Consider the following 21,745-nt stretch of genomic DNA (forward strand, 5'->3'; position numbering starts at 1 on the left):
GAGGAAGGGGGCCATCGGACTGTGATGACACCTCAGCCGCCCTCGGCGACGGCGCACGACGACATCGCCGAAACGCGTCCGGTTCCGCGGGAACCGGACCTGTCGGGCACACCCGGCGTGGACAGCGTTGCGGGCGCCGGCGGTGAGCCGGAACTGGGCCCGACGGGCCGACCCCTGAGGGAGGTTCCCGAACCGCAGCCCCTCGCCTCCCACGGCCCCGCCAAGGTCATCGCGATGTGCAACCAGAAGGGTGGCGTCGGCAAGACCACCTCGACCATCAACCTCGGTGCCTCCCTCGCGGAGTACGGACGCCGGGTCCTGCTCGTCGACCTCGACCCGCAGGGTGCGCTGTCGGCGGGCCTCGGCGTCGCACACCACGATCTCGACCTCACCGTGCACAACCTGCTCGTCGACCGGAAGGTCTCGATCGACGACGTGCTGATGCGCACGCGCGTCGACGGACTGGACCTGCTTCCCAGCAACATCGACCTCTCCGCCGCCGAGATCCAGCTGGTCACCGAGGTCGGTCGGGAACAGACGCTCGGCCGCGCGCTCTACCCGGTGCTCGACCGCTACGACTACATCCTCATCGACTGTCAGCCCTCCCTCGGTCTGCTCACCGTCAACGCGCTCGCCTGCGCGGAGGGCGTGATCATTCCGATGGAGTGCGAGTACTTCAGCCTCCGCGGGCTGGCGCTGCTCAACGACACCGTCGAGAAGGTCCGCGACCGGCTCAACCCACGCCTGCAGATGTCGGGCATCGTGGTGACCATGTTCGACGCGCGCACCCTGCACGCCCGCGAGGTGATGACCCGCGTGGTGGAGGTGTTCGGGGACCTCGTCTACGACACCGTCGTCAACCGCACCGTACGCTTCCCGGAGACCAGCGTTGCCGGTGAGCCGATCACCACCTGGGCTCCGAAATCTGGTGGTGCGCAAGCGTATCGGGCGCTCGCGCGCGAGGTGATCGCGAGGTCCGGTCGGTAGATGGACGCGGAAACCACCGCCGCGACCGAGCCCGAGGACGGTGCCGAGAGCGGCGGATTCCGGGTTCGGCTGCGCAATTTCGAGGGACCGTTCGACCTCCTTCTGACGCTGATCAGCCAGCGTCGCCTCGACGTCACCGAGGTCGCGCTGCACCAGGTCACCGACGACTTCATCGCCTACACGCGGGAACTCGGCGCCGACATGGGCCTCGACCAGACCACCGAGTTCCTGGTCGTCGCGGCAACCCTGCTGGACCTCAAGGCCGCGCGGCTCCTGCCGTCCGGCGAGGTCGAGGATCCCGAGGACCTGGCCCTGCTCGAGGCCCGGGACCTGCTCTTCGCGCGCCTGCTGCAGTACCGGGCGTACAAGCAGGTCGCGCAACTGTTCGCCGAGCTCGAATCGGTCGCGCTGCGCCGCTACCCCCGTTCGGTCGCGTTGGAGGACCGCTACGTCGGGCTGCTGCCCGAGGTGCTGCTCGGCGTCGATGCGGCCGCGTTCGCGGACATCGCCGCCGCCGCGTTCGTCCCGCGGCCGGTTCCGACCGTCGGTCTCGACCACCTGCACGCGTCGACGGTGTCGGTGCCGGAACAGGCGGCGCTGCTCCTGGACCTGCTTCGGGAACGCGGGCCGGGGGAGTGGTCGGGTTTCGGTGAGCTCGTCGCCGATTGCGAGGTGACCGTGCAGATCGTGGCACGATTCCTGGCGCTGCTCGAGCTGTACCGGCAGCGGGCCGTGGCGTTCGACCAGCCCGAGCCGCTCGGGGAGCTGCGGGTCAGCTGGACCGGGGAAGGATCGACCGACGGTCGGGCGTTGGTGAGTGCGGAGGATTACGGATGAGTGAGCTCGAGGGCGCCGAGGCATCGCAGGACGCGGGGTCACCGCACGACACGGTGACCCAGCAGGACGCGGTGCCACCGGAGGGCTTGGGGGCGCCGCAGGGCGCGGACCGGCTGGACGTCGAGGAAGGGGCCGAGGACAGGCTCGACGACGACGAGCTCGAGTCCGCGCTGGAGGCGATGCTGCTGGTGATCGACACTCCCGTGCCGGGTGAGGCGCTGGCGACCGCGGTCGGCGAACCTCCGAAGCGGGTGGCGCAGATGCTCCGCCGGATGTCGGCCGCCCTGACCGCGCGCCGCAGCGGGATCGACCTCCGCCACGCCGGGGACGGCTGGCGGTACTACACCCGCAACGAGTACGCGCCGTATGTCGAACGACTGCTCCTCGACGGGGTCAGGTCGAAGCTCACACGTGCAGCGTTGGAAACCTTGGCGGTTGTTGCGTACCGTCAACCTTTGACCCGTGCACGGGTGAGCGCGGTGCGCGGAGTGAACGTCGACGGCGTCATGCGCACCCTGATCGCCCGGGGACTGATCGCTGAGGCCGGGACGGACCCCGGGACGAACGCGACAACCTACGTGACGACCGAGCTGTTCCTCGAACGGCTCGGGCTGGCTTCGCTGGCGGATCTGCCGCCGTTGGCACCGTTGCTGCCCGATGTCGACGTGATCGACGACATCAGCGAGGACATGGAGTCCGACCCGCGATTCGCGAAGCTGCGAGCTGCGCGGACGGACACCGAACCCGTCGTCGACACCGGCGTCGACGACGAGCACAACTGATCGATGAACGACAACATTCATTCGATCTGATCGAGTGAACGCATCCGTTCACTCGAACGAGAAGAAGTGACAGGAAGAAAAGTGAACAGATCCGCTCGCCGAGATGGCACACCGGACAGGGGCAGGGGAAACCCGGCCCGCAAGACGACAGGCAAGAAGGACGCCCCGCGCACCAGTGCTGGCGGTCCGAAGAAGCCGCACCGCGGCCAGGCCGCAGCCGCAACCCGGGGCGCAGGGGCCGCAGGCGCGACCAACAAGCGGGGCAAGCCGAAGCAGGCCAAGCCGCAGCGCCAGCAGGTGCCGGTCACCCCGAAGATCAGCAACGCCAAACCCGCCCGGCACCAGCACACCGAGAGCGTGGCGCCGACGCAGTTGCCCGCCGGTGAGGGCGTGCGGCTGCAGAAGGTGCTCGCGCAGGCCGGCGTCGCCTCGCGCCGCGCCGCCGAGGAACTCATCGAGCAGGGCCGCGTCGAGGTCGACGGCCGCATCGTCGTCGAGCAGGGACTGCGTGTCGACCCCGAGAACGCGGTGGTCCGGGTCGACGGCATCCGCGTCGTCGTCAAGAAGGACCTGGTGCACATCGCGCTGAACAAGCCGCGCGGCTGGCAGTCGACGATGTCCGACGACCTGGGGCGGCCGTGCATCGGCGACATCGTCTCCGAGCGGGTGTCCGCGGGGCAGCGACTGTTCCACGTCGGCCGGCTCGACGCCGACACCGAGGGACTGATCCTGCTGACCAATGACGGCGACCTCGCGCACCGGCTGATGCACCCGTCGTTCGAGGTGCCGAAGACGTACCTCGCGACCGTCCACGGTGTCGTCGACCGCAGCCTCGGCAAGAAGCTCAAGGCCGGCGTCGAGCTCGAGGACGGGCCCGCGAAGGTCGACTCGTTCACGCTCCTCGACATCAACGGCGGCCAGTCGCTGGTGAAGGTCGTGCTGCACGAGGGTCGCAAGCACATCGTGCGCCGTCTCCTCGACGCAGTCGGGCACCCGGTGGTGCGCCTGGTCCGCACCGACATCGGTGCCGTCTCCCTCGGCGACGGGCGTCCCGGCACCCTGCGGGTGCTCGGCCGCGGCGAGGTCGGCAGCCTGTACAAGGCGGTCGGACTGTGAGCGACGACGTGATCGTGCCCCTGGTGGTGGCGATGGACGGCCCGTCCGGTACCGGCAAGTCCAGCGTGTCCCGGCGGCTCGCCGACGCCCTCGCCGCCCGGTACCTCGACACCGGTGCGATGTACCGGATCGCGACACTGCACGTGCTGCGGTCGGGCGTCGACGTCGACGACCCGGACGCCGTTGCCGCCGCCACCGAGGCGCTCGACCTGTCGATCGGCACCGACCCCGCATCGGACCGGGTGCTGCTCGCCGGCGAGGACGTCACCGACGAGATCCGCGGCGGCGCCGTCACCGGGGCCGTGTCCGCGGTGTCCGCGGTGCCCCGGGTGCGGGACCTGCTCGTCGACAAGCAGCGCGCGTTCATCGCGCAGCACCCACGGATCGTGGTGGAGGGCCGTGACATCGGCACCGTCGTGTTGCCGGACGCGGACGTGAAGATCTACCTCACCGCCTCCGCGGAGGCCCGCGCGTTGCGGCGCAACGCGCAGAACGTCGCGGAGGGCCGCGGCGACGACTACAAGGCCGTGCTCGCGGACGTGCAGCGTCGCGACCACCTGGACTCGACCCGCGCGGTGTCCCCGCTGCGGCCCGCCGAGGACTCGGTGATCGTGGACACCAGCGAGATCGGAATCGACGACGTGATCGGCCGGCTGCTGCTGGTGGTCCGCGACAGGACTGGAGTGGTGCAGTGAGCGACGCATTCGAATTCGGCGGGGACGCGTATTCCGGCGACGGCACCTGGAACGAGGAAACCGACTGGGAGATGGCCGACTTCATCGGCGAGGAGGAGGGCGAGGAACACGTCGCCGTCCCGACGCTGGCGATCGTCGGCCGACCCAACGTCGGCAAGTCCACCCTGGTGAACCGGATCATCGGCCGCCGTGAGGCCGTCGTGGAGGACATCCCCGGTGTCACCCGGGACCGCGTCTCCTACGACGCGAACTGGGCCGGACGCCGATTCATGGTTCAGGACACCGGTGGTTGGGAACCGGACGCGAAGGGGCTGCAGCAGTCCGTCGCACGGCAGGCCGAACTGGCCATGCAGACCGCGGACGCCATCATCCTGGTGGTGGACGCGGTGGTGGGCGCGACCGCAACCGACGAGGCGGTCGCCAGGGTGCTGCGCCGATCCAAGACGCCGGTTCTGTTGGTGGCCAACAAGGTTGACGACGAACGTACAGAGGCCGAGGCGGCCGCGCTGTGGTCGCTCGGGCTGGGGCAGCCGTACCCGGTCAGCGCCATCCACGGCCGCGGGACCGGCGACCTGCTCGACGAGGTGCTCGCCGTGCTGCCGGAGACGCCGCGCGAGGGCACCGGCGGGCAGGGCCCGCGCCGGGTCGCGCTGGTCGGCAAGCCGAACGTCGGCAAGTCGAGCCTGATCAACAAGCTGTCCGGCGACGAACGGTCCGTCGTGCACGACGTCGCGGGCACCACCGTCGACCCGGTCGACTCGCTCGTCGAGCTCGGCGGGAAGGTGTGGCGTTTCGTCGACACCGCCGGGCTGCGCCGCAAGGTCAGCCACGCCAGCGGGCACGAGTTCTACGCCTCGCTGCGCACCAAGTCGGCGATCGAGGCCGCCGAGGTCGCGATCCTGCTGATCGACGCGTCGCTGCCGATCACCGAGCAGGACCTGCGGGTGCTGTCGATGGTCGCCGAGACCGGCCGCGCGCTGGTCCTGGCGTTCAACAAGTGGGACCTCGTCGACGAGGACCGCCGGTTGATGCTGGAGAAGGAGATCGACCGGGAACTGGTGCGGGTGCCGTGGGCGCAGCGCGTCAACATCTCCGCCCACACCGGCCGGGCCGTCCAGAAGCTCGTTCCCGCGCTGGAGACGGCACTGGAGTCGTGGGACAAGCGGGTACCGACGGGTCGCCTCAACACCTGGCTCAAGGAGGTCGTCGCCGCGACCCCGCCGCCGATGCGCGGTGGACGCCTGCCCCGGGTCATGTTCGCCACGCAGGCGGGCACCCGGCCGCCGACGTTCGTGCTGTTCACCACCGGATTCCTCGAGGCCGGCTACCGCCGGTTCCTCGAACGCCGGCTGCGTGAGGAGTTCGGCTTCGACGGCAGCCCGGTGCGGATCTCCGTGCGGGTGCGGGAGAAGCGGGACCGCAAGAAGCGCTAGACGCGGGCGGGCGGCGCGCCCTCGGTCACCGAGGGCGCGCCACCGCACGGGCGTAGATCGTGACGCCCCACCGCCTCCGGCGGTAATCGTGACGCGCTGACCAGCCGATTCGCGGTTGGGAGTGTCACTGTTGTAATCTTCTCAAGCGCCCGCAAGGACGTGGACGGGCTGTGGCGCAGCTTGGTAGCGCACCTGACTGGGGGTCAGGTGGTCGCAGGTTCAAATCCTGTCAGCCCGACAGACGAAAGGCCCCGGCGAGACATCTCGCCGGGGCCTTTCTCGTGTGTACTGACGTGGGCCACTCACGGCACGCCCGGTGACCGGTCAGCTTTCGGCCGCGGTGGCGTCCGAATCGGGGACGTCGCGGTCGACCGTGGTCGCCAACGGCTTCTCGACCAGGCACACAAGTGCGACCAGGGCGACGACGGCCAGCGGCACCATGTATCCGTAGATCGGCAGCAGCGCCTCGTTGTAGGACTCCAGCACCGGGACCCGCACGGTGTCGGGCAGCGCGTTGACCGTGGCCGGGGTCAGCGAGTTCAGGTCCCCGGCGCCGGCCTCGCCCGGGCCCGGCAACCGGTCGCCGAGCAGGTCGGTGAGACGGGCCCCGAAGATCGACCCCACGATCGCCGAGCCGACGGTGGCGCCGACCTGGCGGAAGTAGTTGATCGACGCGGTCGCGGTGCCGACGATGCTGCCGGGGAACGAGTTCTGCACGATCAGGGTCAGGATCTGCAGGCTCAGACCGAGACCGAAGCCGAAGACGCCCAGGTACAGGCACAGCAGGGGCAGCGGGCTGTCGATGTGGAGGGTGGACAGCAGGGCGAGCCCGACGCCCATGGCGGCGGCGCCGGCGATCGGGAACATCTTGTACCGACCGGTCCGCGTGACCAGCGCGCCCGAGGCGGTCGAGGCGACCAGCAACGACCCCATCATGGGCATCATCAGCAGGCCGGCCTGGGCGGCGTCGACACCGGAGACCATCTGGATGTAGGTGGGCATGTAGCCGATGACACCGAACATGGCGATGCCGAACATGAGTGCGGCGACGACGGTGAGGACGAAGTTCCGGTCCGCGAACAGCGACATCGGGATCACCGGGTTCGCGACCCGGAGTTCGGTGAACACGAATGCGACCGCGAGCACGACCGCCGCGACGATCAGGCCGATGATCGTGGCCGAACCCCACTCGTACTGGTTGCCGCCCCAGGTGCAGACCAGCACGATCGCGGTGGTCGCGCCCGCGACCAGGGCCATGCCGGGGTAGTCGATGCTCGGGCGGTGCTCGCGGTGGACCTTCGGCAGTCGCAGGAACAGCACGGTCGCCAGCACCGCGAGGGCGCCGAGTGGCACGTTGATCCAGAACGCCCATCGCCAGCCCGGCCCCTCGGTCAGCCATCCGCCGAGCAGCGGCCCGGCGACGGAGGAGACGGCGAAGACGGCGCCCATCACGCCCATGTACTTGCCGCGGCTGCGGGCGGGCACCACGTCCGCGATCGCGGCCTGCGAGAGGATCATCAACCCGCCGCCGCCGATGCCCTGGACGACGCGGCCGGCGATGAGCCATTCGATGTCACCGGCGAGCGCGCCGACCACCGATCCGGCGACGAAGGTTCCGATGGCGAAGATCAGCACCGGCTTTCGGCCCAGGAGGTCGCTGATGCGGCCGTAGACGGGCATCATGATGGTGCTCGCCAGGATGTAGCCGGTGATCACCCAGGTCATGTGGTCCACGCCGTTCAGCTCACCCACGATGGTGGGAAGCGCGGTGGACAGGACGGTCTGGTTCAGTGACGCCAGCAGCATCGTCACCATCAGTCCGGCGAAGAGCAGCGTGATGCTGCCCGATCCGGTGGTGCTGTCCGTGGTGTCCGGTCCGTCGGTCTTCACGGTGGTCACGAGATCTCCTCGATTGCGTTGCGGAACACGGAGATTGCGGACTCGAGCGCATCGGAGTGCGCGGAGTTCAGCGCGCTCGGGTCGCGGGTGTAGGCGAACCGGAGCACGGTGCCCGCCAGCATCACCAGTGCCCGGGTGGATTCCGCGGACCGGTGGCCTCCAGCCCCGCCCGCTCCACCGGCGGCGTGCTCGTCGAGCGCGGCGCCGACCAGTTTCTCGGCGGCCGAGACGTGCTCGGACAGGCGCTCGCGCAGTACCGGGAACTCACGGACGAGGGCCGGCACGTCCGTGGCCGAGGTGGGGCCGAACGTGGACTGCACGACCGCGACGATCAGGCGCATGGTGCGGGTGAACCGGTCCCCGTCGCCCGAGTCGAAGTAGCGCGACAGCGCGTCCTCGGGTGCCGACGGCGCCGAGGTGCCCAGGATCGCGTCCTCCTTCGACGCGAAATAGTTGAAGAACGTGCGCCGCGACACGCCCGCCCGATCGGTGATCGCGTCGATCGTCGCGGCAGGCAGACCGTGTTCGCGCGCCAGGGACATCGCGGCCGCATGCAGTTCCAGGGCGGTCCGTGCTCGGTGACGGGCGCGCAGCGTGGTCCGAGAATCATTCACCCGGGCAATATTTGCACTGGTGCACGCGAGTACGTGGCGAAACCGGAGGAATGACCCCGGTCCCGGCTCAGGTGCAGTAGAGGGCCGCGACCTCCGGCACGGTCACCTTCATCGCGGCATTGCGTGGCAGGCCGTCGACGATCGCGACCGCCACCGGCACGTGGTGGCTGGGCAGGGCGTCGCGGACCAGGCCGAGCAGATCACCCTCGGTGGGTGCCGGTGCCCCACGGCGGAGTTCGACGGCGGCGAACGGCACCTGCCCGAGCCTGCGATCGGGAACACCGACGACGCACGCGTCCAGAACCGCGGGGTGTCCGAGCAGCACGGCGCGGACGCGTTCGGGGATCACCTTGAAACCGCCGCGATTGATCGCGCCGTCGCCCCGTCCGTGCAGCGTCACGAACCCGTCGGCGTCGATCGACGCGAGGTCGGTGGTGCGGATCCATTCCGGTCCGATGACCTCGACCCGGCCCTCCAGCACGCCGCGGGCGCCGACACCCAGCTGCGCGCCGGTCGCGGGATCGACGATCCGGACCTGCACGCCGGGCAACGGTCGACCGACGCTGTCGGGCTTGCTCTTTCCGAACTGCCGGTGCAGCTCGGGGGTCCAGGCGCACACCGAACCCGCGAACTCCGTGGCCCCGTAGGCCCACAACAGCGGAATGCCGTACCGGTCCTCGAATTGGCGACGCAGCTGTGGGTCGAGGGGGCCGGAGCCGCCGGGCAGCGACTCGAGGGACGCGAGGTCCTCGCGTGGGACGTCCGCGTCGAGCAGCATCCGCAGGATCGCAGGTTGCACGCCGGTTCGCCGGATCCGGTACGTCTTGACGGCGCGCACCCACTCGTCGACCGTGAACTTCTCCAGCAGGACCATCCGCTTGTCCTGGAACGGCGCCGCGAGCAGTTGGCAGATGCCGATGCTGCCGAACGGCCAGAACACCAGTTCCGGGGGATCGTCCGGTGAGGCCGTGAGTCCGCCGGTCATGGTGAGCACGGTGTGCTGCAGGACCGCGGTCCGCAACGGCATGCGCCGAGGTGGTCCGGTGGTACCGCTGGTCAGGATGTGCAGGCCGGCAACGGCTTCCGAGTCGGTGTGCTGCGCATCCCCGGGTCGGTACGGCGCCAGCACTCGCGGGTCGGGCGAGTCCGTCGTCAGCGCCAGCGCTGCGCTTCCGGCGCGGTGGCGCGCCTCGAGTGCCGGTTCGGTCCAGTCGGTTCGGTCGGCGACGACCGCGGCCGCCCGCAGGGTCTCGATGTCCCGGGCGATCGACGCCGGGGACTGGTACGAGTAGACCATCGCCAGCGGGCGGCGGGCGGCGACCAGGCCGAGCGCCGCCGCCGCGTGCGGAAGCCGGTTGCGTGCCACCAATGCGATCGGTGCGTCCGGCGGTACCCCGGCGCGGTCCAGTGCCGCCGCGAGGTTGTCGATCCGGGCCGCGACCTCGTCGCCGGAATACCAACGGTGCTCGAACTCGATGAACGGGCGATGCCCGTATCCGGCCAGGTGGTCGGCGAGTTCGGCGGCGAACCGGGCGCCGTCGTCCGGCTCGGCGTGCTGCTGGACCATGATGCGGCGGACCTCTCGTCAATACTGCGTGGATCCCTGGTCGACCGAGATCTGGGCGGCGGTCACGTTCTTCGACTCGTCGGACGCCAGCCAGAGCACGGTGTCGGCGATGTCCTCCGGTTCGGCGATCCAGACCGGCAGGAACGGGGTGAGCATGTGCGCGAGCTGCGGATTGCTCTCGGTGGCGTGCCCGACCGCGGTGACCATGTCCCCGCTGCCCATCGGGGTGTTCACCGGACCGGGGTGGACGCTGTTGACGCGGATGGAGTGCTTGCCCAGTTCGGCGGCGAACCCGCGGGCCAGGCCGGTGACCGCGTGCTTGCTGGCGGTGTAGTGCACCATGAACGGCTGCATCTTCACGCCGGCGGCAGAGCTGATCAGGATGATCGAGCCGCCGCGCGCGCCGTCGACGATGTGACGGGCGCCGGCCATCACGGTGTTCCAGGTGCCGGTGACGTTGACCTCCATCACGTCCCGGAACGCCTCCGGGGTGATCTCGTCCCACGGCTGCGGGGATGCGATCCCGGCGTTCGCGACGATCACGTCCAGCCGCCCGAGCTCGGACACCGCGGCGTCCACGGCCTCACGCAGGCCGTCCAGGTCCCGGGTGTCGACGGGCGCGGAGATCGCCCGCCCGCCGTTGGCCTCGACCAGCCGCACCGTCTCGGCGAGGTCGTCCGGTGTGGCCGAGTCGTAGGGCACGCAGTCGGGCAGTTTGCCCGCCACGTCGACGGCGATGATGTCGGCGCCCTCGGCGGACATCCGGACCGCGTGCGCACGACCCTGGCCGCGTGCGGCGCCGGTGATGAAGGCAACCTTGCCTGCGAGTCGATCACCCATCGTGCCGTTCCCCTTCCGAACCGCGGCCGCCCGCCTGCCGGGCACCCTCGTTCGTCTCGTATCGGATTGTGCGCGAAGTGTGTTCGGCTTCCGGGGCGGCGGGATTCCGGGAATCCGCGCGCCCACCGTGGCGGCCGGTCACCGATCCTCGTCGGTGAACCGGACGACTCCGCGGATGTTTCGGCCCTCGAGCATGTCCCGGTAGCCGTCGTTGATCTGGTCGAGCCGATACTCGCGGGTGACCATGTCGTCGATCCGAAGATCACCGAGCTTGTACAGCGCGAGCACCTCAGGGATGTCAAGATGCGGGTTGCCGCCGCCGAAGATGCTGCCCTGCAGCTTCTTCTGCTGCAGGGTCAGGGTGGACAGGTTGAGCGAGGCGTCGGTGGCGGTGACGCTGCCCATTCCTGCCACCACGCAGGTGCCGTTCTTCGCGGTCAGCCGCAGCCAGCTCTCCACATCGCGTCCGTCGCACCGGCCGACGGTGACGATCACCTTCCGGCACATGCGCCCCTCGGTGGCCGCGGTCACCCCGGCCAGCGCGGCGTCCAGATCCGCGAACACCTCGTCGGCCCCGAACTTCGCCGCCTGCTCGCGCTTCCACTCCACCGGGTCCACCGCGAAGACCCTGCGGGCACCGGAGATCACCGCGCCCTGCAGTGCCGCGGTCCCCACGCCGCCCACCCCGACGACCGCGACGTCGTCCCCGGGCCGGACCCGGGCCGTGTGCACCGCGGAGCCGTAACCGGTGGTGACTCCGCAGCCGACCAGGCAGGCGACCTCGAACGGGATCGTCGGGTCGATGCGGACCACCGAGGTCTGGTGAACCACCGCGTACGGGGCGAAGGTGCCCAGCAGCGACATCGGGTACACGTTCCGGCCCCCGGAGGTGATCCGGAACGAGCCGTCGGACACCGACGCCCCGGCGAGCAGGTTCGCGCCCATGTCGCACAGGTTCCGGTTGCCGGACTGGCAGGACGGGCACCTGCCGCACGACGGGATGAACGACATCACGACGTGGTCGCCGACCGTCAGGTCGTCCACGCCGGCGCCGACCTCGACGACCACGCCGGCGCCCTCGTGACCGCCGAGGACCGGGAAGCCCGCCATCTCGACGTCCCCGGTGACCAGGTGGTGGTCGGAGTGACAGAGCCCGGCTGCCTCCATGCGGACCAGGACCTCGCCGCGGCGGGGTTCGCCGATCTCGATCTCCTCGATCGACCACGGCTGGTTGGCGCCGTGGATGAGTGCGCCCTTCGTCTTCACGGGTTCACCTCGACTTTCGTTGCAGTGCCTGCGGGTACCGGCGCCGCGAGCGGAGATCCGGTGTGGGGACGAGGGTTGTCGCCGGTGTCGGCGAGAAGCTTGCGCAGCCGGGACGGGTCGACCTTCCCGGTGGCGCCGCGGGGGATGTCGGCATCGTCGTGGACGATCCGCCACACCGAGGGGACCTTGAACGCGGACAGGACGCCACGCGCACCCCGCCGGAGTGTCTCGGGCGTCAGCTCCGGACCTCCGATGACCGCGGCGGCGACCCGGTCGCCGGCAGGTCCGGGCAGGCTGGTGACGAAGGCGGCGCGGACGCCGGGCAGCGTGCGCAGCGCGGCCTGCACCTCGCTCGGGTACACCGTCGCGCCGCTGACCTTGAACATGTCGTCCGAACGGCCCTGGTAGAAGAGGAATCCGTCCTCGTCGACCCGGCCGAGGTCGCCGGTGCGGTAGAACCCGTCGGGGGTGAAGACGTCCTCCCGGCGGCGCCTGCAGATTCCGCGCAGCAGATGTGTGCCGCGCAGCCGGATCTCGCCGACGGTGCCCACCGGCGCGGTCTCGCCGGTGCGAGTGTCGACGATCCTCAGCTCGACACCGTCGAACGGCCGGCCACAGCTGCCCCACGCGGTGCGGGGCATGTCGGTGTCGGCCGCGTGGCCGCTGTACGGGCCGAAGGACTCTGTCATCCCGAACAGGTTGGCCCGGGCACCGGGCGCGGACCGCAACTCGGCAGGCAACAGCGCCTCGAGGCTGCCCGGCCGCAGCGACGACAGGTCGGCGCGCGCGCCCTCGGCTGCCAACGCCTGCGCCTGGTCCGGCCAGCCCCGGAAGAGGGTGACGCATTCGCGTTCGAGAAGTTTCAGGGTCGATTCCGGGCTCGGGATCTCCTCGGTGACCAGTGTCGCCCCGGCGGCCAGCGCGGACAGGATGCCCGCCCCGAATCCGCCGACCCAGAAGAACGGCATCGGCAGGTACAGGCGGGTGTCCGGTCCGATGCACCGGTCCGCGAGGGTGGCGATCACCGCTGCGAGGGCGCTGCCGTGGGAGTGGATCACGCCCTTGGGGCTCCCACTGCTTCCGGAGGTGAAGATGACGACCAGGTCGTCGGCGGCGGTGACCCGGTCGGACAGCGAATCGACGAGGGCCAGCGCCTCGGGGGCCGGCCGGTGCAGCGCGAGGTACTCCGGTGTCCACACCCCGCGCAGCGCGGGGAGCGCCGGGTTCAGCAGCGGCTCCTTCCCGGTCGGCAGCGCCGAGCCGAGTTCGGCGGCGAGGCCGTCCAGGTGCCGGCGTCCGCGGAACTCCTCGACCGCCACCAGGAACCGCACCGAGGCGGTGGCCAGTTGCGCGCGCAGTTCGCGGGGCGTGAGCAGGGTGCTGAGCGGGACCGCGACCGCGCCGATCCGGGCCAGCGCCAGGACGATCGTGAGCCAGCGGGTGCTGTTCGGCATCAGCACGCCCACGCGGGTGCCCTTGCCGATGCCGTGTTGGACGAGGGTCGCCGCGACGGTGTGCGTCGCCGCGTCGAGTTCGCGGTAGCTCAGCCGGTCCCGGGTGTCGATGACCATCGGCCGGTCCGGATGCGCGGCGCTGTGGCTGCGGATCAGCGCAGGCACCGTGGCCCCGGCGCTGCGGCCGTGGCGGCAGCGCGGTCGATCGCGGCGCCCCGTCACGGTCGGCACGTCGGCCACCGCCGCCCCGGCGGACCTCTGCACCAGGTCCCGGCTGTGCCACCAGCCGTCCGGGTCGAAACACTGTTCGCGGCTGTGCCCGACGTGGCGCAGCATCACCCCGGTGCCGCGGACGCAGAGTTCGCCGACCGACCCCGGGGCGGTGTCGTCCCCGGTGTCGGGGTCGACGATCCTGGTTTCCGTGCCCGCCGCTGTCGCGCCCGCGGTCTCGGCGTGCCCCGGGCCGCCGTCCTTGTGTGCGCAGAACCTGCGCAGGCGTTCGACGAGGTGCTCGGCGGACCGCCCGTCGGCCACTCCCGCACGGGTGTGCAGCGCGCCCGGGGCGTGGCGGTCGGGTCCGTACAGGACCGCGACCAGGTCGTCGTCCGCGACGTCGGCCTCCACCGCCTCCACCAGATCCACCGAGATCGTGTTCCCTCGCCGCAGGAACCCCTCGACCTCACCGGTGCCGATCACGTGTCGCAGGTGCGGCAGATCGGCGCCCGGTGCCGGAGCGTCGTCGGGCGGACCGAGCACGATCTCCACCTCGGCGCCGGAGAGGCGGCGCCGGGTCTCGGTGCCGCCGGCGTCGTCGGCGGGGTCGGGCAGCGGAACGACGACGGCACCGACCCGCAGCGCCGCTGGCGCCCACTCGGCGAACCGGGCTCCGCCGTGAATGCCGACGCGGGTGCCCTTGCCCGCGCCGAGCGCGATCAGGGCACGGGCTGCTCGCGCGTCGGGGGTCTCCCGGTCACGCGGCCCGGTCGCAGGCGTCGCCGTCGGCTGTTCGTCAGCGGACATCGCCCACCCCGGGGTCGTGATCGGCAAGGCTGTCGAAGTGGGCACGGACGGCGACCAGATCGGCCTTCCCGGAAGGGGTTCGGGGCAGCGCCGGGACCACGGCGATCTCGGTGGGGATCTCGTAGCGGGCCAGTCGTGCCGACAGATACGTGGTCAGCGCCGTCGCGTCGGCGGTCCCGCCGGCGCTCAGTTCGACCATCGCGACCGGCACCTCGCCGAGCCGGTCGTGACGGCGGCCGATGACGGCGGCGCCGAGGACGTCGGGGTGGGATTCCAGTGCGGCGCGGACGTCCTCGGGGAGCACCTTGAATCCGCCGCGGATGACGGCCTGGTCCGCCCGCCCGACGATCCAGAGGAATCCGTCTCCGTCGAGGCGGGCGAGGTCGGTGGTGTGGATCCAGTCGGCGTCGGCGCCGAGCTGACCCGGCTTGACCTCGAGCAGTCCCACCTCGCCGGTCGGCAGTTCGTTGCCGCCCTCGTCGACGACCCGCAGCCGGGATCCGGGCTGGGCGCGGCCCACGCTGCCCCGCTTGGTGGCCCAGTGGCGTCGGTGGTCGGGCAGGGTCCAGCCGGCGACGCCGCCCCCGAACTCGGTTGCGGCGTAGGAGGTGAGGACGGGGATCCCGAACCGTTCGGTGAACGCGTCGGCGTCGTCGGCGGACAGCGGTGCGGTGCCCGAGGTGACGACGGTGATGCCGTCGAGATCGTCGCGGGTGAGATCGGAGTGCAGGATGCTGCGCACTGCGGCGGGGACCAGCGACACCGCGCGTGGGCGGTACCGCCGCACCGCGTCCGCCCAGGCCCGGATCTCGAAACGGGGGAGCAGCACGAACGGTCGTGCGGCCACGATGCACTGCAGCACCCGGAACACGCCGCCGATGTGGACCAGGGGTGCGTTGACGATCCCGACGCCACTGCTGAGCTTCTCCGGGCAGCGGCCCGGTTCGGGTCCGAGAACGCTCCGGGTGAGCATGTCGTAGGTCAGGGCGACCCGCTTCGGCGGCCCGGTGGTGCCGCTGGTGAGCATCAGGACGGCCACCTTCGGATCACTCTCGGGGGAATCGACCCTGCCGGAACCGCTCTGCGTGGCAGGGGCCGGGACCGTGCCGGTCGCAGGGTGCACGACGGGGGCCTCGGTCAGGTCGGTGACGGACACGGTGGTGACATCGGGGGCGACGAATGTGGCCAGGTCGTCGGCTTCGCCGAGAACGACGGGCAGGGCCAGGGCGCGCAGGTCGGCGCGGGTCCGGTCGTCGCCGCGGGACGGATTGACCACCACGACGCAGCCGCCGCCGAGCAGGACTCCGAGCAGTGCGGCGACGTGGACGGGCCGATTGCGCAGCAGGATCCCGACCCGCGGCGCCCGGCCGGGAGAGATCCGGCCGACGGTCTCCCGGATGCGCTCGGCACAGTCGGAGAGTTGCCGCCAGGTGCACCAGTCGCCGTCGTATTCGATTGCTGCGGAGTCGAGTTCGATCCGGAGGACGTCGGCGATGCGACGTGAGAGGACGTGATCCGGTGTGGTGGCGGGGGCATTCATCGTGGTCGCTGCCGTTCCTATCGAATTCTCGGGGCGGTCCGGCCGTGGTTCCCCGAGCGGGCGCGCTGCTGCGCGAGCTGCGCGGTGCCGATCGGATTGCCCAGGCGGGTGTAGATCAGGCCGTGGTCGAGCGCCGCACGGTAGGGCTTGTCCAGCGACTCCCAGATGGCCTTGACCGTTCCCTGGGTGGCGGCCGGTGGTTTGGCGGCGATCGTCGCGGCGATCTCGTGGGCGCGGGCCCAGAGGTCGGCGGCGGGGACGACCTCCGAGACGAGGCCGATGCGGAGCGCGGTGTCGGCGCAGACACGTTCGTCGTTGCCCATCAACGCGATTCGCAGTGTCTCGCCCAGTCCGACGCGGCGCATCAGGCCGATCGGTTCCAGTGCGGAGACGAGGCCGGCCGAGACGTGCGAGTCGAAGAACGTCGCGTCGGCCCCGCAGATGACGACGTCGGCCTCGTTGACGAAGTAGAACGCGCCGGCGGTGCACATGCCCTGGACGGCGCACACGACCGGTTTCCACATCTTCTGCCATTTCGGGCTGAGCAGTTCGCCCGGGTCCTCGTGACTCCAGATGTTGTCGGGCTGTCCGTAGCTGGACTTGACGTCGAGGCCCGCGCTGAATGCCCGGTCGCCCGCTGCGCGCAGCACCACGGCGTGGACGCGATCGTCGAGCTTGACGTGCTGCCACACCCGGGCCATCTCCTCGCACATGGTCCGGTCGAACGCGTTGAGGCGGTCCGGGCGGTTGAGGGTGACGGTGGCGACGTGGGCCGCCGCGTCCACCTCGACCAGGAGCGTCTCCCAATCGGTCCGCAGGGCGGTCGTCTGCCCTCCCGGCGAGTCGGTCGTCTGCCCCTCCGGTGAGCCGGTCGTCTGCCCTTCCGGCGAGCCGGTCATCTGCCCTTCCGGCGAGCCGGTCATCTGCACTGCCAATCCGGTGCGCGCTTCTCGACGAAGGCGCGGGGGCCTTCGAGTGCGTCCTCGGTTCGGGTCACTCGTTCGCGGAAGGATTCGGCGAGCATCTCGGCTTCGTGCAGGGGCAGGTCGAGTCCCTTGAGGATGGCGAGCCGGGTTCCGCGGACCGCGAGGGGTGCGTTGGAGTTGACGATGTCGGCGATTTCGTGTGCGCGTTCGAGCAGACGGTCGGGTTCGACGACCTCGCTGATCATCCCCAGTTCGCGCGCCCGCTGGGCCGGCATGCGCTCGTGCTTGCCCATCAGCGCCATTCTCAGCGCGACGGAGCGGGGGAGCACGCGGGCCAGACGCACCACTTCACGGCCGGCGACCAACCCGATCGAGACGTGGGGGTCGAAGAATGTGGCGTTCGCCGATGCGATCACGATGTCGCCGGTGGTCACCCAGTCGAGTCCGGCGCCGCAGCAGAGTCCGTTGACCGCGGTGATCACGGGTTTCGCCATCGTGCGGAACGGGGGAGTGCCTTCCTGGGGTGCCTCCCACTGCTCGTAGGTGGACAGGTAGGGCTTCTCGTTGATCACCTTGCCGTCACCGGGGATCTCCTTGACGTCGGCGCCGGTGCAGAATGCCCGGCCGCTGCCGGTGACGATGAGCAGCCACACCTTGTCGTCGTTCTCGACTTCGGCGTACGCGGTGCGTAGTTCGGTGATCATGTGAGGGCTCAGGGCGTTCAGCGCGTCGGGGCGGTTGAGCGTGATGGTCGCGGTGTGGCCGTCGACTTCGTACTTGATCGTGTCGTACGACATGCGGGTCCTCTCGGTGCGGCTTGTCGCGGTTCGGGTCGTCGCGGTGCGGGTTGTCTCAGCGTTGTTCATCGGCCCTCGAAGGCGGGGTTGCGGCGATGCGTGAACGCAGCCAGGCCCTCCTTGAAATCGCCGGTGCGACACGCGAGTTCGAGGTTGTAGAGCTCCTGGGTCATCGCCTGCTCCAGCGTGGCGTGCTGAGCGTGCGCGAGTGCCTGCTTCGCGAAGCCGAGTGCGACGGTCGGCCCGGTGGTCAGCCGGTGCAGCAGGTCCTCCACGGCCCGGTCGAGATCGGCCGCAGGCACGCTGTCGTGGATGAGGCCCCAGTCCGCGGCCCGGGTGCCGCTGACCTTCTCTCCGAGGAGAAGCATCCTGCGCGCCCGGGCAAGTCCGACGAGGCGGGGCAGCAGCCAGGTGGACCCGGAGTCGGGGCTGAATCCGCGGCTCAGGAAGGGTTCCCAGAAGACGGCGTCGTCGGCGGCGAGGGTGAAATCCGCGGCGAGGGCGAGGTTGCAGCCGAGTCCGACGGCCCAGCCTCGGACGCTGCAGACGACGGGCAGTGCGATGGTGTGGACGAGTTCGATGACGCGATGCGCGCCGTGGGGAACGCGCCGGACGAGATTTCCAGCGCGAGGGCGGACGGCTTCCGGGTTGTCGCCGGAGCGCGAATTGGTGTCGACCCAGTCCGCGCCGGCGCAGAAGTTCTCGCCCGCGCCGCGGATGTGGATCGCGCGCAGGGTGTCGTCGGAGGCCGCGTCGGTGAGCGTGCGGACGAGGTCGTCGATCATCGCGTGGCTGAGTGCGTTGCGCGCTCGGGGGCGGTCGAGGACGACGTCGAGCAGGGCGCCCTCCCGATGTGTCCTGACGGCGGCGGCCGCGCCCGCCGAGTCGATGTCCGTGGTCACCGCCGGCTCCGATCTTCTGCGTCCACTCTTCGGTGAATCCGTTCTTCCCAGACAGATACTGTTAGCTATACGGTAGGCGATACCGTTATTGCTGACACAAGTTAGCAAGGATCGGCCGCGGACGGAACCACGCTGCCGAGGAAGGTGGCCCATGGCGCAGCAGGACGACGCCCGATTCGGCGAGAAGCCGCTCGGGCAGACGATGGCGGCAGCAGCGGCGATGCGGCGGATGACCGGGCTGCTGCTGGCGCTCGAGCGAGACCATCCGGCGGTGGACGAGATGCTGGCGCGGCTGGCCGAATGGGAGCGGGACATCGCACCCTCCGCGCCGCGCGACCCGGCGCCGCGGATCGGTCCGAACCCCGATCCCGATCGGCGCGTCTACCTGGACCACGCCTTCGACATCGGCGCATTCAATCCGAGCTTCCCCGAATACCGCTTCGACCGGATCGAAGCCGACTCCGCATCCGGGACCGTGTGCTTTCCCGTGCCGTACGAGGGCCCGCCCGGACTGGTGCACGGCGGGTTCCTCGGGGTGTTCTTCGACTGCGTGGCGCAGCATCACAACTGCGCGGTGCGGGCGTCCGGAAAGACCCGTTCGATGAACATCCGCTACCGGCGGCCCACACCACTCCTGACCGACCTGGCCTTCGACATCGCCCGGCAGCCGACCGAGCGTGGCGTCCTGTCGACGGTTCGGCTGCTCCACGGCGACGAACTGTTGTGCACCGGAGAGGTCGACGCGGTTGCGCTCTCGCCGGACAAGCTCGCCGGCTTCCGATTCGACGGCCGGCGTGCGGACGGGGGCGCGCCGTGACCGGCGAGCGTCCGCCAGGTGCCCCCGGCAAGCGTCCGCCCGGCGTGGTCGGCGAGCGTCCGCTCGGTGCCGTCGGCGAGCGTCCGCTCGAGGGCGTGCTCGTCGTCGCGATGGAACAGGCGGTCGCGGGCCCCTTCGCCACCCGTCACCTAGCCGACCTGGGTGCCCGCGTGATCAAGGTGGAGCGGGTCGACGGAGGCGACTTCGCCAGAGGCTTCGATGCCGCCGCCGGCGGGATGGGGGCGCATTTCGCCTGGCTCAACCGCACCAAGGAGTCGCTCGCCCTGGACGTCAAGTCCGACTTCGGGCGGCAGGTCCTCGGGTCGCTGCTGAGCGGCGCCGACGTCTTCCTGCACAACCTGGCGCCGGGAGCGACCGCCGATCTCGGGCTGGCCGCCGCGGACCTGACGGTGGCTCACCCACATCTCGTCGTCTGTGAGATCTCCGGTTACGGCACCGGCGGCCCGTACGACAGCCGACGCGCCTACGACCTGCTGGTGCAATGCGAGGCGGCCGTGGTGTCGGTGACCGGCACGGTCGAAGCGCCGATCAAACCCGGAATCGCCGTCGCCGACATCGCCGCCGGGAGCTACGCGTACTCCTCGATCCTGGCGGCATTGCTCGCCCGGCACCGCACCGGTCGCGGCTGCGTCATCGAGGTCAGCATGCTCGACGCGGTCGCGGAGTGGATGGGCTATCCCCTGACCGTCGCCAAACACGGCGGCACTCCGAAGATGAACGCGGGCATGAGCCATCCGGCGATCGCGCCCTACGACGCCTATCCGGTGGCGGCGGGCGGTCTGGTCGCGCTGAGTGTGCAGAACGATCGGGAGTGGGCACGCCTGGCGCGCCTGGTGCTCGGCCGCGACGAACTGGTGGACGATCCACGGTTCGCGACCAACGCCGCGCGCGTCGCCCACCGGGGGCTGGTCGACGCCCTGGTCGGCGAACATCTGGCGCCGCTGGGTTTCGAGGAGGCCGTCGAGGAACTGACCGGCGCCGGAATCGCCTGCGCGAGGATCAATTCGGTCCGCGACCTGGTCGATCATCCTCAGCTCGTCGAGCGGCATCGATGGGTCGAGGTCGACTCCCCGGTCGGGGTCGTGCCGACCCTTCTTCCGCCGGCACCCAGCTCGGGCTGGGACGTCGCGCTCGGGCCGATTCCCGCGCTCGGTGCCGACACCGAACACATCCTGGCCGAACTCGGCCTGTCGAACAGGAAGGTATCCGACTCATGAGTGGTCCGACCCCGTCCGATCCGCGCATTCTCTTCGATGTCGACAGGGATCGCAGGATTGCCACCATCACGCTGAACAATCCGCAGCAGCGCAATTCCTACGATGCCGCCATGCGTGACAGCCTCGCGCGATGCCTCGACGCCGTCGCGGACGACGACGACCTGACGGTGGTGCTGTTGCGGGGCGCCGAGGGGGTGTTCAGCACCGGCGCGGACATGAACAACGCGTACGGGTGGTACGGCGAACGCAACGGCGACTCGCCTGCCGGATCACGGACCGTCAAGAGCAGGCCGAGCCAGCGCAGGCGGCTGACGGTGGATCGCAGGTCGTTCGACTTCTACCACAACTTTCTCGGGTTCCCGAAGGTGACGGTGGGTGAGATCAGCGGCTATGCGCTCGGTGGCGGCTTCGAGATGGCGCTGATGACCGACATCTCGGTCATTGCCCGGGACACGCGGATCGGTATGCCCGCCACCAGGTTTCTCGGGCCGGCGCTCGGCAGCCTGCACATGTTCTTCCATCGGCTCGGCCCGGTGCTCGCGCGCCGGCTGTTGCTGACCGGCGACATCGTCGAGGCGGCCGCGGTCGAGCACCTGGGGGTGTTCACCGAGACCTGCGCCGGCGACGTCGTGACGGCGCGAGCGCGGTACTGGGCCGAGAAGGCGGCGCGTATGCCCGCCGACGGTGTGGTGATCGCGAAGGAGGCGTTCCGCCTGGTCGAGCAGAGCCAGGCGTACCAGGGGGAGGAGGTGGCGAGCTATCTCTTCCACGCCTTCGGCACGAATCTGCAGTTCGCGCCGGGCGAGTTCAACTTCGTGAAGACCCGCGCCGAGGTGGGCACCAGGGAGGCCTTCCGGCTGCGTGACGCGCACTTCGACGTGCCCGAGCCCGATTTGCGCTAGAGACCGGCGCCGCCAGAATTATCTACTGTTGGCACTACGGTAAGTGCTAACATCAACCCGCGATCCGAACCGTCCGTCACCGCTGCCCGCTGCGCAGCCCGCCAGTACGAGGT

Annotated in this window: 19 protein-coding genes, 1 tRNA gene and 1 pseudogene; 10 read left to right on the top strand and 11 right to left on the bottom strand. The window is 70.3% G+C overall.

Features of this window, described 5'->3' with window-relative positions; translation table 11 throughout:
* The first annotated feature begins 21 nt into the window (after positions 1-21).
* The 7 genes from ACWDU4_RS23280 (at position 22) to ACWDU4_RS23310 (ending at position 6,088) form a co-directional block, all read left to right on the top strand.
* Positions 22-987: a ParA family protein gene (locus ACWDU4_RS23280; RefSeq protein ID WP_450116302.1), complete on the top strand. Its 966-nt coding sequence runs from the start codon at positions 22-24 to the stop codon at positions 985-987.
* A complete protein-coding gene (locus tag ACWDU4_RS23285; RefSeq protein WP_450116303.1) occupies positions 988-1,824 on the top strand; it encodes a segregation and condensation protein A in 837 nt (278 codons plus the stop codon).
* Complete coding sequence (gene scpB, locus ACWDU4_RS23290; protein ID WP_450116304.1) at positions 1,821-2,606, top strand: SMC-Scp complex subunit ScpB; 786 nt, start codon at positions 1,821-1,823, stop codon at positions 2,604-2,606. Before ACWDU4_RS23285 ends, scpB begins: the two co-directional genes overlap by 4 nt.
* A gap of 81 nt (positions 2,607-2,687) precedes the next feature.
* The gene (locus tag ACWDU4_RS23295) at positions 2,688-3,722 is read left to right on the top strand and encodes a pseudouridine synthase (protein ID WP_450116305.1); all 1,035 of its coding nucleotides are present in this window, start codon (positions 2,688-2,690) and stop codon (positions 3,720-3,722) included.
* A gap of 32 nt (positions 3,723-3,754) precedes the next feature.
* Complete coding sequence (gene cmk, locus ACWDU4_RS23300) at positions 3,755-4,417, top strand: (d)CMP kinase (protein ID WP_450116339.1); 663 nt, start codon at positions 3,755-3,757, stop codon at positions 4,415-4,417.
* Positions 4,414-5,850: a ribosome biogenesis GTPase Der gene (der, locus tag ACWDU4_RS23305; RefSeq protein WP_450116306.1), complete on the top strand. Its 1,437-nt coding sequence runs from the start codon at positions 4,414-4,416 to the stop codon at positions 5,848-5,850. Before cmk ends, der begins: the two co-directional genes overlap by 4 nt.
* A gap of 164 nt (positions 5,851-6,014) precedes the next feature.
* Positions 6,015-6,088: transfer RNA gene (locus tag ACWDU4_RS23310), tRNA-Pro, on the top strand.
* Between the two features lie 86 nt (positions 6,089-6,174).
* On the opposite strand, the gene ACWDU4_RS23315 is transcribed toward ACWDU4_RS23310, so the two are convergent.
* The 11 genes and pseudogenes from ACWDU4_RS23315 to ACWDU4_RS23365 form a co-directional block, all read right to left on the bottom strand.
* The gene (locus ACWDU4_RS23315) at positions 6,175-7,749 is read right to left on the bottom strand and encodes an MDR family MFS transporter (RefSeq protein ID WP_450116307.1); all 1,575 of its coding nucleotides are present in this window, start codon (positions 7,747-7,749) and stop codon (positions 6,175-6,177) included.
* Positions 7,746-8,363: a TetR/AcrR family transcriptional regulator gene (locus tag ACWDU4_RS23320; RefSeq protein WP_450116308.1), complete on the bottom strand. Its 618-nt coding sequence runs from the start codon at positions 8,361-8,363 to the stop codon at positions 7,746-7,748. Before ACWDU4_RS23320 ends, ACWDU4_RS23315 begins: the two co-directional genes overlap by 4 nt.
* A 67-nt stretch (positions 8,364-8,430) precedes the next feature.
* Positions 8,431-9,930, bottom strand: a complete 1,500-nt coding sequence (locus ACWDU4_RS23325) for a class I adenylate-forming enzyme family protein (RefSeq protein WP_450116309.1) — start codon at positions 9,928-9,930, stop codon at positions 8,431-8,433.
* A gap of 18 nt (positions 9,931-9,948) precedes the next feature.
* Positions 9,949-10,770, bottom strand: a complete 822-nt coding sequence (locus tag ACWDU4_RS23330) for a mycofactocin-coupled SDR family oxidoreductase (RefSeq protein ID WP_450116310.1) — start codon at positions 10,768-10,770, stop codon at positions 9,949-9,951.
* A 138-nt stretch (positions 10,771-10,908) separates the two neighbouring features.
* A complete protein-coding gene (locus ACWDU4_RS23335; protein ID WP_450116311.1) occupies positions 10,909-12,036 on the bottom strand; it encodes an NDMA-dependent alcohol dehydrogenase in 1,128 nt (375 codons plus the stop codon).
* Complete coding sequence (locus ACWDU4_RS23340) at positions 12,033-13,712, bottom strand: class I adenylate-forming enzyme family protein (protein WP_450116340.1); 1,680 nt, start codon at positions 13,710-13,712, stop codon at positions 12,033-12,035. The genes ACWDU4_RS23335 and ACWDU4_RS23340 overlap by 4 nt, the downstream gene beginning before the upstream one ends.
* Before the next feature lie 120 nt (positions 13,713-13,832).
* Positions 13,833-14,510 (bottom strand): annotated as a pseudogene (locus ACWDU4_RS23345) (hypothetical protein); the annotation flags it as partial.
* A complete protein-coding gene (locus tag ACWDU4_RS23350; RefSeq protein WP_450116312.1) occupies positions 14,500-16,050 on the bottom strand; it encodes a class I adenylate-forming enzyme family protein in 1,551 nt (516 codons plus the stop codon). The gene ACWDU4_RS23350 and the pseudogene ACWDU4_RS23345, both read right to left, overlap by 11 nt.
* A 17-nt stretch (positions 16,051-16,067) precedes the next feature.
* On the bottom strand, positions 16,068-16,868 hold the full coding sequence (locus ACWDU4_RS23355) for an enoyl-CoA hydratase/isomerase family protein (protein ID WP_450116341.1): 801 nt from the start codon (positions 16,866-16,868) through the stop codon (positions 16,068-16,070).
* Positions 16,869-16,969: 101 nt separating this feature from the next.
* A complete protein-coding gene (locus ACWDU4_RS23360) occupies positions 16,970-17,773 on the bottom strand; it encodes an enoyl-CoA hydratase/isomerase family protein (protein WP_450116313.1) in 804 nt (267 codons plus the stop codon).
* Positions 17,774-17,838: 65 nt separating this feature from the next.
* Positions 17,839-18,675 (bottom strand): enoyl-CoA hydratase/isomerase family protein, encoded by an 837-nt coding sequence (locus ACWDU4_RS23365; protein WP_450116314.1) that lies wholly within the window; start codon positions 18,673-18,675, stop codon positions 17,839-17,841.
* Positions 18,676-18,826: 151 nt separating this feature from the next.
* On the opposite strand from ACWDU4_RS23365, the gene ACWDU4_RS23370 reads away from it, so the two are divergent.
* Genes ACWDU4_RS23370 through ACWDU4_RS23380 form a run of 3 tightly spaced genes read left to right on the top strand, consistent with a single transcriptional unit; the run spans position 18,827 to position 21,632 of the window.
* Positions 18,827-19,492, top strand: coding sequence for a PaaI family thioesterase (locus ACWDU4_RS23370; protein ID WP_450116315.1), 666 nt, complete (start codon positions 18,827-18,829; stop codon positions 19,490-19,492).
* Complete coding sequence (locus ACWDU4_RS23375) at positions 19,489-20,730, top strand: CaiB/BaiF CoA transferase family protein (protein ID WP_450116316.1); 1,242 nt, start codon at positions 19,489-19,491, stop codon at positions 20,728-20,730. The genes ACWDU4_RS23370 and ACWDU4_RS23375 overlap by 4 nt, the downstream gene beginning before the upstream one ends.
* The gene (locus tag ACWDU4_RS23380; protein ID WP_450116317.1) at positions 20,727-21,632 is read left to right on the top strand and encodes an enoyl-CoA hydratase/isomerase family protein; all 906 of its coding nucleotides are present in this window, start codon (positions 20,727-20,729) and stop codon (positions 21,630-21,632) included. The genes ACWDU4_RS23375 and ACWDU4_RS23380 overlap by 4 nt, the downstream gene beginning before the upstream one ends.
* Positions 21,633-21,745: the final 113 nt, after the last annotated feature.

It is taken from the genome of Rhodococcus sp. NPDC003348, from assembly GCF_053589375.1.